Here is a 13,860-nt window from a genome sequence, read left to right on the forward strand (position 1 = left end):
TGACGCAAGTCTGTCGCGGCGGGCGGCGGGGTGTGCGGGGCGTGTAGATGCGCCCAAGGGAATCCGTAGGGAGCCGAAGGCGGACGAGGATGACGCAGGGGCAGTCCGGAGCGAACGCTCCGGACCGCAATCGTAGCCCCGCACACCCCGCCGCCCGCCGCGACAGACGCCTCAAGAACTCAAACAACCCGCAAGACTAAGACAGCAAAAGATCACCCCGCAATCCGCCCCTCCTCCACCGCATGGCAAGCCACAACCGCCAGCTCCGCCACCCGAGCCACAGGCGCCTCCCCCCTGCACCGCTCATTCGCATGCGGACACCGAGGATGAAACGTGCACCCCGACGGCGGATTCAACGGATTCGGCACTTCCCCCGCCACCGCAGTGCGCGGCTTCCCGGTCCCATCGATATCCGGAATCGCCGCCAGCAGCATCCGCGTATACGGATGCCGCGGCCGCGCGAACAGCTCGTCGCGCGGCGCCACCTCCACCATCCGCCCCAGATACATCACCCCGACCCGATCGGCCACGTGATGCACCACCGCCAGATTGTGCGAAATGAACAGATAGGTCAGCCCCAGCTCGCGCTGCAGGTCCTTCATCAGGTTCAGCACCTGCGCCTGCACCGACACATCCAGCGCCGAGGTCGGCTCATCGCACACCAGGAACTCCGGATTCACCGCCAGCGCCCGCGCGATCGAAATGCGCTGGCGCTGCCCGCCCGAGAACTGGTGCGGATAACGGCTCTGGTCGGCCGGATCCAGCCCCACCTGCCTGAGCAGATCGCCGACCCGCGCCGTGCGCTCGGCCGGCGTCATTTTCGTATGCGTCAGCATCGGCTCGGCAATGATGCGGCCGACGCGCCAGCGCGGATTCAGGCTCGCGTACGGATCCTGGAAAATCATCTGCAGCCGCTTGCGCAGCTCGCGCCCGCCCGGCTCCGACATGCGCGACAGCGGCTGGCCGTCGAAACGGATGTCGCCACGCGTCAGCCCATACAGCCCCACCAGCATGCGCGCCACCGTCGACTTGCCGCAGCCCGACTCGCCCACCAGCGCCAGTGTCTCGCCCCGATTGATCTCGAACGACACGCCGTCCACCGCGCGCAGCATCACCCGCGGCTTGCCCGCCAGCTTGCGCTCCAGCCAGGGCGGCGACACATCGAACCAGCGCGCCGCGTCCTTCACTTCCACCAACGGCGTGCTCATGGCGTCACCTCGACTTCGTTTTCATGCAACCAACAGGCCGCGCGGGACGTGCCCGCCGGCATCAGTTCGGGCCGGTCCTGGCCGCAGCGCGGCAGGCGCCGGCCGCAACGCGGATTGAAGGCGCAGCCCGGCGGAATCGCGTTCAGGCGCGGCATGCTGCCATCGATCTGCACCAGCCGCTCGGCATGCCCTTGCAGCGACGGAATCGACCCCATCAGCCCCGTCGTGTACGGATGGCGCGGCTGGTGGATGACGTCGCGCACGGGGCCGATCTCGGCCACGCGTCCCGCGTACATCACCGCCACCCGGTCCGCCGTTTCCGCGATCACGCCCATGTCGTGCGTGATCAGCATCACCGCCGTGCCCTGCTCGCGGCACAGGCGCTTGAGCAGCTCGATGATCTGCGCCTGGATCGACACGTCCAGCGCCGTGGTCGGCTCGTCCGCCACCACCAATTTCGGCTCGGCCGCCAGCGCCAGCGCGATCACCACACGCTGCCGCATGCCGCCCGAGAACTGATGCGGGTAATGATCGATACGCTCGCGCGCCGCCGGGATGCCGGTGGCCGCCAGCAGCTCGACCGCGCGGTTGCGCGCCTGCGACCAGCTCATGTCCAGATGCGTCACGATGGTCTCGGCCAGTTGCCGGCCCACCGTGTACAGCGGATTCAGGGAGGTCAGCGGGTCCTGGAACACCGCGCCGATCTCGCGGCCGCGCACGCGGCGCATCTGCTCGTCGGGCAGGTTGTCGATACGCCGGCCCGCCAGCAGGATCTCGCCGGCCGCGATGCGGCCAGGCGGTTCCAGCAGGCCGATGATCGACGCGCCGGTCAGCGACTTGCCGGCGCCCGATTCCCCCACCACGCCCAGGACTTCGCCCGCCTGGATCGAAAAGGACACGTCGTCCAGGGCGCGTAGCGTGCCGCGGCGCGTCGGAAACTCGACGCGCAGATTGCGGACTTCAAGTAATGCGCTCATGGGTATATCTCTAATTCAGGCGTGGATTCAATGCGTCGCGCAGCCAGTCGCCCAGCAGGTTGACCGACAGCACCAGCAGCACCAGCGCCGCGCCCGGGAAGATGGTGATCCACCATTCGCCGGAAAACAGGAAATCGTTGCCGATGCGGATCAGCGTGCCCAGCGACGGCGCGGTCGGCGGCACCCCCACGCCCAGGAACGACAGCGTCGCCTCGGTGATGATGGCCGTCGCCAGGTGCACGGTGGCCAGCACCAGCACCGGCCCCAGCACGTTGGGCAGCACGTGGCGGAACATGATGACGGGCGAAGCCACGCCGATCACGCGCGCCGCCTGCACGTATTCGCGGTTCTTTTCCACCAGGGTCGAACCGCGCACCGTGCGCGCGTACTGCGGCCAGCCGGCCAGCGCGATGGCGCCGATCAGCACCGGGAACGCGATGATCTCGTGCAGCTCGCGCGGCACCGCCGCGCGCGCCACGCCATCGATCAGCAGCGCGATCAGGATCGCCGGGAACGACAGCTGCACGTCGGCGATGCGCATGATGAAGGCATCGATGCGTCCGCCCGCGTAGCCCGAGATCAGCCCCAGCACGATGCCGATCAGCATCGACAGCAGCACCGAGGCCAGGCCGATCAGCAGCGACACGCGGGTGCCGTACAGGATCGCCGAATACAGGTCGCGGCCCTGGCTGTCGGTGCCCAGCAGATAGGTCGACTGGCCGTTGGGCGACCAGGCCGGCGGCAACAACGCGTCCAGCAGCTCGACCTTGGTCAGGTCGAACGGATTGTGCGGCGCCACCCAGCCGGCGCCGAAGGAACCGATCAGCAGCAGCGCCAGCATGACGGTGGCGACGATAGCCACGGGCGCCCGGCGCCAGGCCCAGGCAATGTCGCTGTCCCACCAGCGTTTCAGAACGGCGCGCATCAGTGGCCACCTCCGCCGCGGGTCAGCCCCGAACGCAGGCGCGGGTCCACGACAAAATACAGAAGATCGACGATCAGGTTGATCACCACGAACACCAGCGCGATCAGGCACAGGTACGCGGCCATCACCGGCACGTCGGCGAATTGCACCGCCTGGATGAACAGCAGCCCCATGCCGGGCCACTGGAACACCGTCTCGGTCACGATGGCAAAAGCGATGATGCCGCCCAGTTGCAGTCCGGTGATGGTGATGACGGGCACCATGGTGTTCTTGAGCGCGTGGCCGAAATGGATGGCGCGCCGCTTCAGGCCGCGGGCGCGGGCGAACTTGATGTAGTCCGAACGCAGCACCTCCAGCATTTCGGAGCGCACCAACCGCAGCACCAGCGTCATCTGGAACAGCGACAGCGTGATCGACGGCAGGATCAGGTGCTTCCAGCCATTGGCGGTGAACAGGCCGGAGGTCCACCAGCCCAGCGCCACGGTGTCGCCGCGGCCGTAGCTGGGCAGCCAGCCCAGTTGCACCGAGAACACCAGGATCAGCAGGATGCCGATCAGGAAGGTCGGCAACGACACGCCCAGCAGCGAACCGGCCAGCAGCAGCTGCGACAGCAGGCTGTTGCGCTTGAGCGCGGTGTACACGCCCAGCGGCACGCCCACCACCAGCGCCAGCAGGGCCGCCACCAGGGACAGCTCCAGCGTGGCCGGCAGGCGCGACTTGAGCAGGCTCGAGACCGGTTCGCTCTGGCGCAGGGAAATGCCGAAATTGCCCTGGGCGGCGTTGGCCACGAAATGGCCGAACTGGACGATGGCGGGCTCGTTCAGCCCCAGGCGCTCACGCAGCTCGATGCGCTCGGCATCGGTGGCGTCCTGCCCCAGCATGATGGTGACAGGGTCGCCGACGTATTGGAAAAGCACGAAGGCCAGTAGCGCGACGGTGAGCATCACCGCTACGGCCTGCAACAGGCGACGCAGTATGAAAGCAAACATAGGCGGGAAAGGCAAAACGGCGAAGCCCCGCGGGGCTTCGCTGTCTGGTTAGCCGGGGCGGGGTCAGTCGACCTTGACCCAGTCGGCAACGAGGCGGTTGTCCGCGCGGTGGATCACCGACACGTTCTTGCGCATGGCCCAGGGAATGACCTGGTCGTGCAGCGGGATGTGGCCGAATTCCTTGGCGTGCACTTCCAGCACCTTGTGGATGTCGGCGTCGCGCTTGGCCGCGTCGGTTTCGGTCTTGATGCGGTCGATGATCGCGTCCAGTTCCTTGTTGCTGTAGTTGCCCAGGTTGTACATGCCGTCCGCGCCCTCGCCCTTGGTGCGGATCAGGTTCTGCAGCGTGTACATGGCGTCGAACGTGGGCACGCCCCAGCCGAACAGGTAGGCGCTGGTGTCGGAGCTCTGCACCTTGGGGAAGTAGGTCGAACGCGGCATGGCGTTCATGGTCGCCTTCACGCCCACCTTGGCCCACATGCCGACCACGGCCTGGCAGATGGCTTCGTCGTTGATGTAGCGGTTGTTGGGACAGTCGAGCGTGAAGTTCAGGGTGCCATCGTAGCCGGCTTCCTTGAGCAGGGCGCGAGCCTTTTCGGGATCGTAGGGCACGCGCTTGTGCAGCGACTCGGTCCAGCCGTGGACCTGCGGCGCGATCATGGTGCCGGTGGGCGCCGACAGGCCGCGCATCACGGCGCGCTTGATGGCGTCGACGTCGATGGCGCGGTACAGCGCCTCGCGCACGCGGATGTCCTGGAACGGGTTCTTGCCCTTGATGTTGGAATACTGCAGCTCGGGACGCTTCTGGTCCAGGCCCAGGTAGATGGTGCGGTACTCGTTGCCCTCGACCACCTTGGCCGACTGGCGCAGGCGGTCCAGATCCTGCGCGGCCGGGTCGAGCACGAAGTCGATCTCGCCGGACAGCAGCGCCGCGGTGCGCGTGGCGTTCTGCTTGATCGGCGTGAACACCACTTCGGTCACGTTGCCGACCTTGCCGGCCTTGTTCCACCAGTCCTTGTTTTCTTCGAACACGGTGCGCACGTCGACTTCGCGCGACTTCAGCTTGTACGGGCCGGTGCCGTTGGTGTTGCGCGCGCCGTAGGTCTCTTCCTTGTTGACGAAGTCCTGCGGCTTGGCGATGTTGTTCTTCTCCGACCAGGCCTTGTTCATGATGAACACGTTGGGCAGCTGGCGCAGCAGCACCGGGTTGGGCGCCGTGGTCTCGATCTCGACCGTCAGGTCGTCGATCTTGCGCGCTTCCTTGATGCCGGTGGTGTAGGCCTTGTAGTTCGAGGTGGGCGCCATGGCGCGATGCACCGAGAACACCACGTCGTCGGCCGTGAAGGCGGCGCCGTCGTGGAACTTGACGCCCGGGCGCAGCTTGAAGCGGTACAGCGTGGGCGAGACCTGCTGCCATTCGGTCGCCAGGCGCGGCACCACCTTGAAGTCCTTGTCGTAGTCCACCAGCGGTTCATAGACATAGCTGTTGGCGGCGATCGTCATGCCTTCGTTCTGCGAGTGCGGATCGAAGGTGAGGATGTCGCCCTGGGCGGCCCAACGGAAGGTCTTGGCCTGCCCGATCGAGGGCACGGCCACGGCGGCGGCGATCGCGATGGCAATCAAAGTGCGGCGCATGGTTCAACTCCTGACTGTAGTCTGAATACCGGCGCGATATTGCCTAGCGCCAAGACCCGCGTCAATTAAGGGTTTATGCGTACCGGAGGGGGTTTTCCCAGGGAGAACCTATTTAGGGACGTATAAAAATATGACAAAAAAATCGCTGTTCTCTTGATGTAAACAGTGTTCACCCGACCGCAACGCGCCTCATCAAGGGCTGCTCCCCGGGCGGCCCGGTGCCGCCCTACTCGTCGGCGTCCAGCGGCAGGTCGAGCGGCACATGCTCGGTCATCAGCACCCGCAGCATGTCAATCAGCAGGGCGGCCTTTTCTTCGCCGAAAGGGGCCAGCACCGCCTTCTGGTGCTGCTTCGCCTGCTCGCACAGCGCGGCAATGAGGTTGCGGCCCTTGGTGGTGATGCAGACCCGGGTCTGGCGCCGGTCGGCGCGCACCCCGTTGCGCGCCACCAGCCCTTCGGCCTCCATGCGCTGCACCACCTTGCTAAGCGTCGGCTGCTTGGTGATGGCCAGCACCGCCAGGTCGCCGATGGTCTCGCCCGCGCTGCCTTCCAGGCTGGCCAGCACCCGCCATTCGGTGACCGACAGGCCGGCCGCCTTCACCTGCTGGTGGAACTCCGCCGAAATGCGCTGGCTGGCCTGCGCCAGCAGGTAGGCCAGGTAGTCGTCGACGAACCGCGCGCCGCCGGCCAGGGTATCGCCGTGCTTGTCCGACCGCATGTTGTTCTGCTCCCACGCATCAATATTGAATAGGCGACCCGAGGCCGGCAGGCGCATTGCACCACGTTGGCGCCGGCCTGCGCCATGACGCGGCGCAATGCTGTTGCGCAGCACAGGGTATACCCCGAATCGCAACCCGTTTTTGCACCATCAAAGCGCCTCTTCCCGGTCCTTCGGATAGAGAACAACCAGTATATACACCCTTGTTTTAGCGTGATATTTTTTTGATTCCATGAAATTTCATCTTTTTTGTTGACAGCTAAAACGTTGACTCCTAAAGTATTTTTCAGAGCGAAATTTCGTGACATGGGCGTGCTGCGCAGCAGCATGGCTTCGGGACCCGGATGCCGGTCCGCGTGGAGGAGTTCGAGATGGCTGAAAGGTCTTTCAAGAAAGAAGTCCAGCAGTTGCGCATCGGCGCGGGCGAAGAGTTCCGCGGCGAGGGCATCCTCGCGGTCACCAAGGCGCTGCTGCAATCCGGGGTGGGCTACGTCGCGGGCTACCAGGGCTCGCCCATCTCGCACCTGATGGACGTGCTGGCCGACGCCAACGACATCCTGCAGGAACTCGGCGTGCACTTCGAGGCCAGCGCCTCCGAGGCCACCGCCGCCGCCACGCTGGCCGCCTCGGTCATGTACCCGATCCGCGGCGCGGTCACCTGGAAATCCACCGTCGGCACCAACGTCGCTTCCGACGCGCTGGCCAACCTGGCATCGGGCGGCGTCACCGGCGGCGCGCTGGTCATCGTCGGCGAGGACTACGGCGAAGGCTCGTCCATCATGCAGGAACGCTCGCACGCGTTCGCCATGAAGTCGCAGATCTGGCTGCTCGATCCGCGTCCCAACCTGGAAAGCATGGTCAAGGCGGTGGAAGACGGCTTCGCGCTGTCGGAAGCCAGCAAGACGCCGGTGATGCTGCAACTGCGTATCCGCGGCTGCCACGTGCACGGCCGCTTCATCGCCAAGGACAACAAGCGGCCGGCGTTCTCGCTGGCCCAGGCGCTGGAAAGCCCGGCGCGCGACACCAGCCGCATCGTGCTGCCGCCGGCCTCGTTCCTGCACGAGCAGGAAAAGATCAAGGAACGCTGGCCCGCCGCCATCCGCTATATCAAGGAACACAAGCTCAACGAGCACTTCGACGGCGACCAGGACGACATCGGCCTGATCCTGCAGGGCGGCCTGTACAACGGCGTGATCCGCGCCCTGCAACTGCTGGGCCTGGCGGACAACTTCGGCAACAGCCGCATTCCGCTGTATGTGATGAACGTGGCCTACCCTGTCATCGAAGACGAGGTCATCGACTTTTGCCGCGGCAAGCGCGCCGTGCTGCTGCTCGAGGAAGGCCAGCCCGATTACCTGGAACAGGCCCTGCACGCGGTGCTGCGCAAGGCCGGCGTCGATACGAAGCTGTCCGGCAAGGACGTGCTGCCGATGGCCGGCGAATACACCACCCAGGTGATGCGCGACGGCCTGCGCGAATTCCTCAAGCGCGAGCGCCCCGAATCGCTGCAGACCCATCCCGCCGTGGCCGCCGACAGCGCTGCGGCGGAAACGACGTTGCAGGTCACCGAGATCACGCGGCCCAAGCCCGCGCCGCGGCCGGCCGAGCAGCCCATCACCTTCCACAAGCACGTCGCCGAACTCGCCGCGGTGGTGCCGCCGCGCCCGGCCGGCTTCTGTACCGGCTGTCCGGAACGGCCGATCTTCTCGGCCCTGACGCTGGCGCAGGAAACGCTGGGCCAGCACCACATTTCCTGCGACATCGGCTGCCACCTGTTCTCGATTTTGCCGCCGTTCAACCTGGGCGCGACCACCATGGGCTACGGCCTGGGCGCATCGAGCGCCGCGGCCTTCAACGTGCCGGCGGCCAAGCGGCCCATCTCGATCATGGGCGACGGCGGCTTCTGGCACAACGGCCTGGCCTCGGGCATCGGCAACGCGGTGTTCAACAAGTACGACGGCGTCATCGTCATCGTCGACAACTTCTACGCCTCGGCCACCGGCGGCCAGGACATCCTGTCCTCGCGCGCCGAGAATCCGGACCGCTCCACCAACAATCCCATCGACCAGGCCGTGCGCGGCGTGGGCGTGAAGTGGGTGCGCACGCTGGACCGCACCTATGACGTCGCCAAGGTGCGCGCCACCATCGAGGAAGCGCTGACCACCGACGTCAAGGGCCCCAAGGTCATCATCGCGCAGTCGGAATGCATGCTGAACAAGCAGCGCCGCATCAAGCCGCTGTTCAACCAGGCGGTCAAGGCGGGCAAGCGCGTGGTCAAGGAACGCTTCGGCGTCGACCCCGACGTCTGCACCGGCGACCACGCCTGTATCCGGCTGTCCGGCTGCCCGTCGCTGACGGTCAAGGACAGCGGCGATCCGCTCAAGGAAGATCCGGTGGCCCACGTCGAGAGCAGCTGCGTCGGCTGCGGCAACTGCGGCGAAGTGGCGCACGCCGCCGTGCTGTGCCCGTCGTTCTACCGCGCCGACATCGTCCACAACCCCAGCGGCCGCGACCGTTTCCTGGCGCGCCTGCGCCAGGGCGTGATCGGCTACCTGCAGCGCCGCCGCGAAGCGCGCCTGGCCAAATTCGCCCTGTGAGGACCCGCCCCATGAACCCGGTGGCATTGCAGCAAGGCACTCCCATCAAGATCGCCATCCTGGCCATGGGCGGCCAGGGCGGCGGCGTGCTGGCCGACTGGATCGTCGACATGGCCGAGCACGCCGGCTGGTGGGCCCAGACCACTTCGGTGCCAGGCGTGGCGCAACGCACCGGCGCCACCATCTATTACCTGGAACTGCTACCCGAGTCCGACGTGACGCGCGCCGGCCGCCCGCCGGCGCTGGCGCTGATGCCCACCCCGGGCGACGTCGACCTGGTGGTGGCGGCCGAGCTGATGGAAGGCGGCCGCGCCATCCAGCGCGGGCTGGTGACGCCCGACCGCAGCGTGCTGATCGCCTCGTCGCACCGCAGCTACGCGGTCAGCGAAAAATCGGCCCCCGGCAACGGCATCGCCGATCCCAACAAGGTGCTGGAGGCCGGCCGCGCGGCGGCCCGCCGCTTCCTCTGCTTCGACCTGCAGGACCTGGCCGACCGCGCCGGCAGCGTCATCAGCGCCAGCCTGTTCGGCGCCGTGGCCGGCAGCGGCGCGCTGCCGTTCTCGCGCGACGACTTCGAGGCCACCGTGCGCCGCGCCGGCGTCGGCGTGGACGCCAGCCTGCGCGCCTTCGCGCTGGGCTTCGAGGCCGCCGACCAGGCGCCCGCGCAACCGGCCGCGATCGATCTGGCGCGCCCGGTCCCTGTCGTGCCCGAGCGCGCCGCCAGCCCGAGAGCGCAAGCCTTGCTCGACCGCATCACCCGCGACTTTCCCGCCTGTGCGCAGCCGATGCTGACGGCCGGCGCGCGCCGCCAGATCGAATTCCAGGACCTGGCATACGCCGAGGACTACCTGGCCCGCATGGCCGCGATCCGCGAACTGGACGCGCGCCACGGTGGCGAATCGAAGCAATGGGCGCTGACCTGTGCCGCCGCGCGCTACCTGGCCACCGCCATGGCCTATGACGACGTGATCCGCGTGGCCGACCTGAAGACGCGAGGCAGCCGCTTCGAGCGGGTGCGCGCCGAAGTCGGCGCCAAGCCGGATCAGCTGGTCTACACCACCGAATTCATGCACCCGCGGCTCGAAGAGATCTGCGGCACGCTGCCGGCCGGGCTGGGCCGCTGGCTGGAACGGTCGAAGGCCTTCGGCGGCTTCGTCGAACGCCACCTGGGCAAGGGCCGCCGCATGCAGAGCGGCACGCTGGGCGGCTTCCTGATGCTGTACACGCTGGCCGGCATGCGCCGCTTCCGCCGCCGCACGCTGCGCCACCAGATCGAATCCGAAGGCCTGACGCAATGGCTCGACCTGATCGCCAGCCTGGCGCCGCGCGACTACGACCTGGCGGTCGAGACCGTCAACTGCCGCCGCCTGGTCAAGGGCTACAGCGACACCCACGCGCGCGGCGGCGGCAAGTACCGCCAGCTGATCGCGGCCGCCGCCCAACTGGCGGGCCGGCCCGATGCCGCGGCTTCGCTGCGCGCCTTGCGCCAGGCCGCGCTGGCCGACGAGAAATGCGGCCCCATGGAACGCCAACTGGCCGAGAAACTGGCCGCCTGATATCGATATAGAGACGACGCCGTGCAAACCCTGAAACTCATCGTCCGTGAAGTCCGGCAGGAATCGCCGCTGATCCGCTCGCTGCGCCTGGCGCGCGAAGACGGCGGCGCCCTGCCCGCCTTCGGCCCCGGCGCCCACCTGAAGGTCAGCGTGCCGGGCCTGCGCGAGCCGCGCTGCTACTCGCTGGTGCAACTGGCGCCGGAAGCCGGCCGCTTCGCCGAACCCGTCGAATACCGCCTGGGCGTGCGGCTGGAAGAAGCCAGCGCGGGCGGCTCGCGCCACATGCACGGGCTGGCGGTGGGCGACACGCTCAGCGTCGAAGGGCCGAAAAACGACTTCCCGCTGCACGAGGGCCCGGCCGGCGACGAGCCGGTGGTGCTGATCGCCGGCGGCATCGGCATCACGCCGGTGGCGTCGATGGCGGCGGCGCTCAAGTCCGCCAACCGCGCCTTCGAACTGCACTACAGCGGCCGCAGCCGCGACCAACTGGCCTTCCTGCCGGAACTGCAGGCGCTGGCCGGCGACGCGCTGGTGCTGCACGCCGACGATGATGCCTCCTGCCGCTTCGACCTGAAGGCGCTGCTGGACGCCGCCAGTCCACGCCAGCATCTGTACGTCTGCGGTCCCAAGGGCCTGATAGACGCCGTCATCCAGGAAGCGCGCGCGCGCCACTGGCCCGACGCCCACATCCATTTCGAACTGTTCACCAGCGCCGCGCCGCAGGCCGGCGACCAGCCCTTCGAGGTCGAGCTGCGCCAGTCCGGCCGGGTGCTGACCATTCCCGCCGACAAGACCATCGTCGAGGTGATGGAAGAAGAAGGCTGCGACCCGATGTACGACTGCAAGCGCGGAGAATGCGGCGTTTGCCAGGCCACCGTGCTGGAAGGCGAGCCGGACCACCGCGATTACTACCTGTCGGATACCGAGAAAGCCAGCGGCAAGATCATCCAGATCTGTATCTCGCGCGCCAAGTCGGCGCGCCTGGTGCTGGACCTGTAGGCCGGGCGCGAGAAGAGGAGACCACGATGGCCAAATACCGCGACAACCCCGATGCCATCCGCGCCTTGCTGCGCGAGACCGAGGTGCACAAGGACCTGTTCATCGACGACGAACTGTTCGACCTGGAGATGGAACGGCTGTACGCCAACACCTGGGTCTACGTCGGCCACGACAGCCAGGTGCCCAACCCCGGCGACTACATCACCACCACCGTCGGCAACCAGCCGGTGGTGATGGTGCGCCACAGCGACCGCTCGGTGCGCGTGCTGCACAACCGCTGCCCGCACAAGGGCACCATGGTGGCGGGCGACGCCTGTGGCAACACCGGCAAGTTCTTCCGCTGTCCCTATCACGCCTGGACCTTCAAGACCGACGGCAGCCTGTTGTCGATCCCGCTGAAAAAGGGCTATGAGAACACCGGCCTGGAGCAGTGCGAGGCCAGCCAGGGCATGGCGGCGGTGAAAGACGTGCGCAACCATCGCGGCTTCGTGTTCTGCCGCCTGAACCCGAACGGCCAGTCGTTCGAGGACTTCTTCGGCGACGCGCTGTCGACGCTGGACAACATGGTCGACCGCTCGCCCGAGGGCCGGCTGGAAGTGGCCGGCGGCGTGCTGCGCTACATGCACCGCTGCAACTGGAAGATGCTGGTCGACAACCAGACCGACACCTGCCACCCGATGGTGGCGCACGAGTCGTCGGCCGGCACCGCGGTCAAGGTCTGGGAACAGGCCCCGGCCGGCACGCCCAAGCCGATGGCTGTAGAACTGTTCGCGCCGTTCATCTCGCCGTATGAATTCTTCGAGAACATGGGCATCCGCGTCTGGGAAAACGGCCACGGCCATACCGGCGTGTCCGACTCGATCCATGCCGCGTATTCCGGCATTCCCGGCTACTGGGAGTCCATGGTCGCGGCCTACGGCGAGGAACGCGCCCACCAGATCCTGGGCGACGTGCGCCACAACACCGTGTACTTCCCCAACATCATGGTCAAGGGCCCGATCCAGACCCTGCGCGTGTTCAAGCCGATCGCCGCCGACCGCACCCTGGTGGAGTCGTGGACCTTCCGCCTGGTCGGCGCGCCCGACCTGCTGCTGGAACGCACCCTCATGTACAACCGCCTGATCAACGCGCCCACCTCGGTGGTCGGCCACGACGACCTGGAGATGTACGAGCGCGCCCAGGACGGCCTGCAATCGCGCGCCCGCGACTGGGTCAACGTCGGCCGCCTGTACGACCCGGCCGAGCTCGGCCAGAAGAACGTCACCACCAACGGCACCAACGAATGGCAGATGCGCAACCAGTACCGCGCATGGGGCCGCTACATGACGGAGCAGGCATGAGCTTGAGCGACCGCGACCTGATCGATTTCGTCTACGCCGAGGCGCGCCTGCTCGACGAGCTGCGCTTCGAGGACTGGCTGGAACTGTACGCCGACGATGGCTACTACTGGATGCCGCTGGCCCACGGCCAGACCGACGCCAGGCTGCACGCCTCGCTCATGTACGAGGACAAGCTGCTGCTGCGCGTGCGGGTCGAGCGCCTGGCCGGCCAGCGCACCTTCTCGCAGCAGCCCAAGAGCCGTTGCCATCATCTGCTGCAGGCGCCCACGGTCGAACACGACCATCCCGATTCGGCGCCGGACCAGGGCCGCCACGTGGTGCGCACCGCCTTCCACTACGTCGAAACGCGGCAGGACGCGCAGACCCTGTACGCCGGCTGGGCCACGCATCATCTGGTCGAGCAGGACGGCGCGCTGCGCATCCGCCTCAAGCGCGTCGACCTGGTGAACTGCGACGCCGCATTCGGCAACATCCAATTGTTCATGTAGGAGCGGCTTGTGAGCCCCACCGTCCACCAGGCTTTTCTGGACACCGCGGCCCGGCATGGCGCCCGGCCCTTCCTGTGCATCCTGCCGGAAACCGCCGGCATCTATGGCATCGGCGCCGGCGAGCTGACCTACGCCCAGGCGGCCAGCGCCATCGAGACGCTGCGCGCGGCCTATGCCCGCGCCGGCTACGGCCACGGCCACCGCGCCGGCCTGCTGCTGGAAAACCGTCCCGCCTTCTTCCTGCACTGGTTCGCGCTCAACGCGCTGGGCGTGTCGGTGGTGCCGATCAATCCCGACCTGCGCGCGGCCGAACTGGAGTACCTGACCGGCCATTCCGAAATCGCGCTGGCCGTCGCCCTGCCCGAGCGCCACGCCGACCTGTTGTCCGCCGCCGAGCGCGCCGGCCGGCCGCTGCGCGTGATGGGACC

12 protein-coding genes are annotated in these 13,860 nt (G+C 67.3%); 6 read left to right on the plus strand and 6 right to left on the minus strand.

Translation table 11 applies throughout. The annotated features are described in order from the left end of the window. Window positions 1–212 precede the first annotated feature (212 nt). The 6 genes from DK459_RS14720 to DK459_RS14745 form a co-directional block, all read right to left on the minus strand. On the minus strand, window positions 213–1,208 hold the full coding sequence (locus DK459_RS14720) for an ABC transporter ATP-binding protein (protein ID WP_054443175.1): 996 nt from the start codon (window positions 1,206–1,208) through the stop codon (window positions 213–215). Next, entirely contained in the window at window positions 1,205–2,185 is a 981-nt protein-coding gene (locus DK459_RS14725; protein WP_006388965.1) for an ABC transporter ATP-binding protein, read from the minus strand. Before DK459_RS14725 ends, DK459_RS14720 begins: the two co-directional genes overlap by 4 nt. 10 nt (window positions 2,186–2,195) lie before the next feature. Then, window positions 2,196–3,110: an ABC transporter permease gene (locus DK459_RS14730; protein WP_006388964.1), complete on the minus strand. Its 915-nt coding sequence runs from the start codon at window positions 3,108–3,110 to the stop codon at window positions 2,196–2,198. After that, the gene (locus DK459_RS14735; protein WP_006388963.1) at window positions 3,110–4,099 is read right to left on the minus strand and encodes an ABC transporter permease; all 990 of its coding nucleotides are present in this window, start codon (window positions 4,097–4,099) and stop codon (window positions 3,110–3,112) included. The genes DK459_RS14730 and DK459_RS14735 overlap by 1 nt, the downstream gene beginning before the upstream one ends. Before the next feature lie 63 nt (window positions 4,100–4,162). Beyond that, entirely contained in the window at window positions 4,163–5,734 is a 1,572-nt protein-coding gene (locus DK459_RS14740; protein ID WP_006388962.1) for an ABC transporter substrate-binding protein, read from the minus strand. A 226-nt stretch (window positions 5,735–5,960) separates the two neighbouring features. Further along, window positions 5,961–6,452 (minus strand): MarR family winged helix-turn-helix transcriptional regulator, encoded by a 492-nt coding sequence (locus DK459_RS14745; RefSeq protein WP_035199584.1) that lies wholly within the window; start codon window positions 6,450–6,452, stop codon window positions 5,961–5,963. A 371-nt stretch (window positions 6,453–6,823) separates the two neighbouring features. Between DK459_RS14745 and DK459_RS14750 the strand changes: the two genes are divergently transcribed. From DK459_RS14750 to DK459_RS14775, 6 genes are all read left to right on the plus strand, one after another. Continuing rightward, window positions 6,824–9,049 (plus strand): indolepyruvate ferredoxin oxidoreductase subunit alpha, encoded by a 2,226-nt coding sequence (locus tag DK459_RS14750; RefSeq protein WP_110134891.1) that lies wholly within the window; start codon window positions 6,824–6,826, stop codon window positions 9,047–9,049. Window positions 9,050–9,060: 11 nt separating this feature from the next. Beyond that, window positions 9,061–10,605, plus strand: coding sequence for an indolepyruvate oxidoreductase subunit beta family protein (locus DK459_RS14755; protein WP_054472838.1), 1,545 nt, complete (start codon window positions 9,061–9,063; stop codon window positions 10,603–10,605). 21 nt (window positions 10,606–10,626) lie between these two features. Continuing rightward, window positions 10,627–11,604: a PDR/VanB family oxidoreductase gene (locus DK459_RS14760; protein WP_047992564.1), complete on the plus strand. Its 978-nt coding sequence runs from the start codon at window positions 10,627–10,629 to the stop codon at window positions 11,602–11,604. A 26-nt stretch (window positions 11,605–11,630) separates the two neighbouring features. After that, on the plus strand, window positions 11,631–12,944 hold the full coding sequence (locus tag DK459_RS14765; RefSeq protein ID WP_006388957.1) for an aromatic ring-hydroxylating dioxygenase subunit alpha: 1,314 nt from the start codon (window positions 11,631–11,633) through the stop codon (window positions 12,942–12,944). Beyond that, a complete protein-coding gene (locus DK459_RS14770) occupies window positions 12,941–13,432 on the plus strand; it encodes an aromatic-ring-hydroxylating dioxygenase subunit beta (protein ID WP_054439459.1) in 492 nt (163 codons plus the stop codon). Before DK459_RS14765 ends, DK459_RS14770 begins: the two co-directional genes overlap by 4 nt. Before the next feature lie 9 nt (window positions 13,433–13,441). Next, window positions 13,442–13,860: AMP-binding protein (locus tag DK459_RS14775; RefSeq protein ID WP_146221902.1), on the plus strand; the 419-nt coding region annotated here is incomplete at its 3' end.

It is taken from the genome of Achromobacter sp. RW408 (assembly GCF_003184165.1).
Lineage (GTDB): Bacteria > Pseudomonadota > Gammaproteobacteria > Burkholderiales > Burkholderiaceae_B > Achromobacter > Achromobacter xylosoxidans.

What these genes read in the sequence shown, in the direction of transcription:
- DK459_RS14720 (WP_054443175.1), bottom strand. Translation starts at nt 1,208, where the DNA reads ATGAGCACGCCGTTGGTGGAAGTGAAGGACGCGGCGCGCTGGTTCGAT.
- DK459_RS14725 (WP_006388965.1), bottom strand. Translation starts at nt 2,185, where the DNA reads ATGAGCGCATTACTTGAAGTCCGCAATCTGCGCGTCGAGTTTCCGACG.
- DK459_RS14730 (WP_006388964.1), bottom strand. Translation starts at nt 3,110, where the DNA reads ATGCGCGCCGTTCTGAAACGCTGGTGGGACAGCGACATTGCCTGGGCC.
- DK459_RS14735 (WP_006388963.1), bottom strand. Translation starts at nt 4,099, where the DNA reads ATGTTTGCTTTCATACTGCGTCGCCTGTTGCAGGCCGTAGCGGTGATG.
- DK459_RS14740 (WP_006388962.1), bottom strand. Translation starts at nt 5,734, where the DNA reads ATGCGCCGCACTTTGATTGCCATCGCGATCGCCGCCGCCGTGGCCGTG.
- DK459_RS14745 (WP_035199584.1), bottom strand. Translation starts at nt 6,452, where the DNA reads ATGCGGTCGGACAAGCACGGCGATACCCTGGCCGGCGGCGCGCGGTTC.
- DK459_RS14750 (WP_110134891.1), top strand. Translation starts at nt 6,824, where the DNA reads ATGGCTGAAAGGTCTTTCAAGAAAGAAGTCCAGCAGTTGCGCATCGGC.
- DK459_RS14755 (WP_054472838.1), top strand. Translation starts at nt 9,061, where the DNA reads ATGAACCCGGTGGCATTGCAGCAAGGCACTCCCATCAAGATCGCCATC.
- DK459_RS14765 (WP_006388957.1), top strand. Translation starts at nt 11,631, where the DNA reads ATGGCCAAATACCGCGACAACCCCGATGCCATCCGCGCCTTGCTGCGC.
- DK459_RS14770 (WP_054439459.1), top strand. Translation starts at nt 12,941, where the DNA reads ATGAGCTTGAGCGACCGCGACCTGATCGATTTCGTCTACGCCGAGGCG.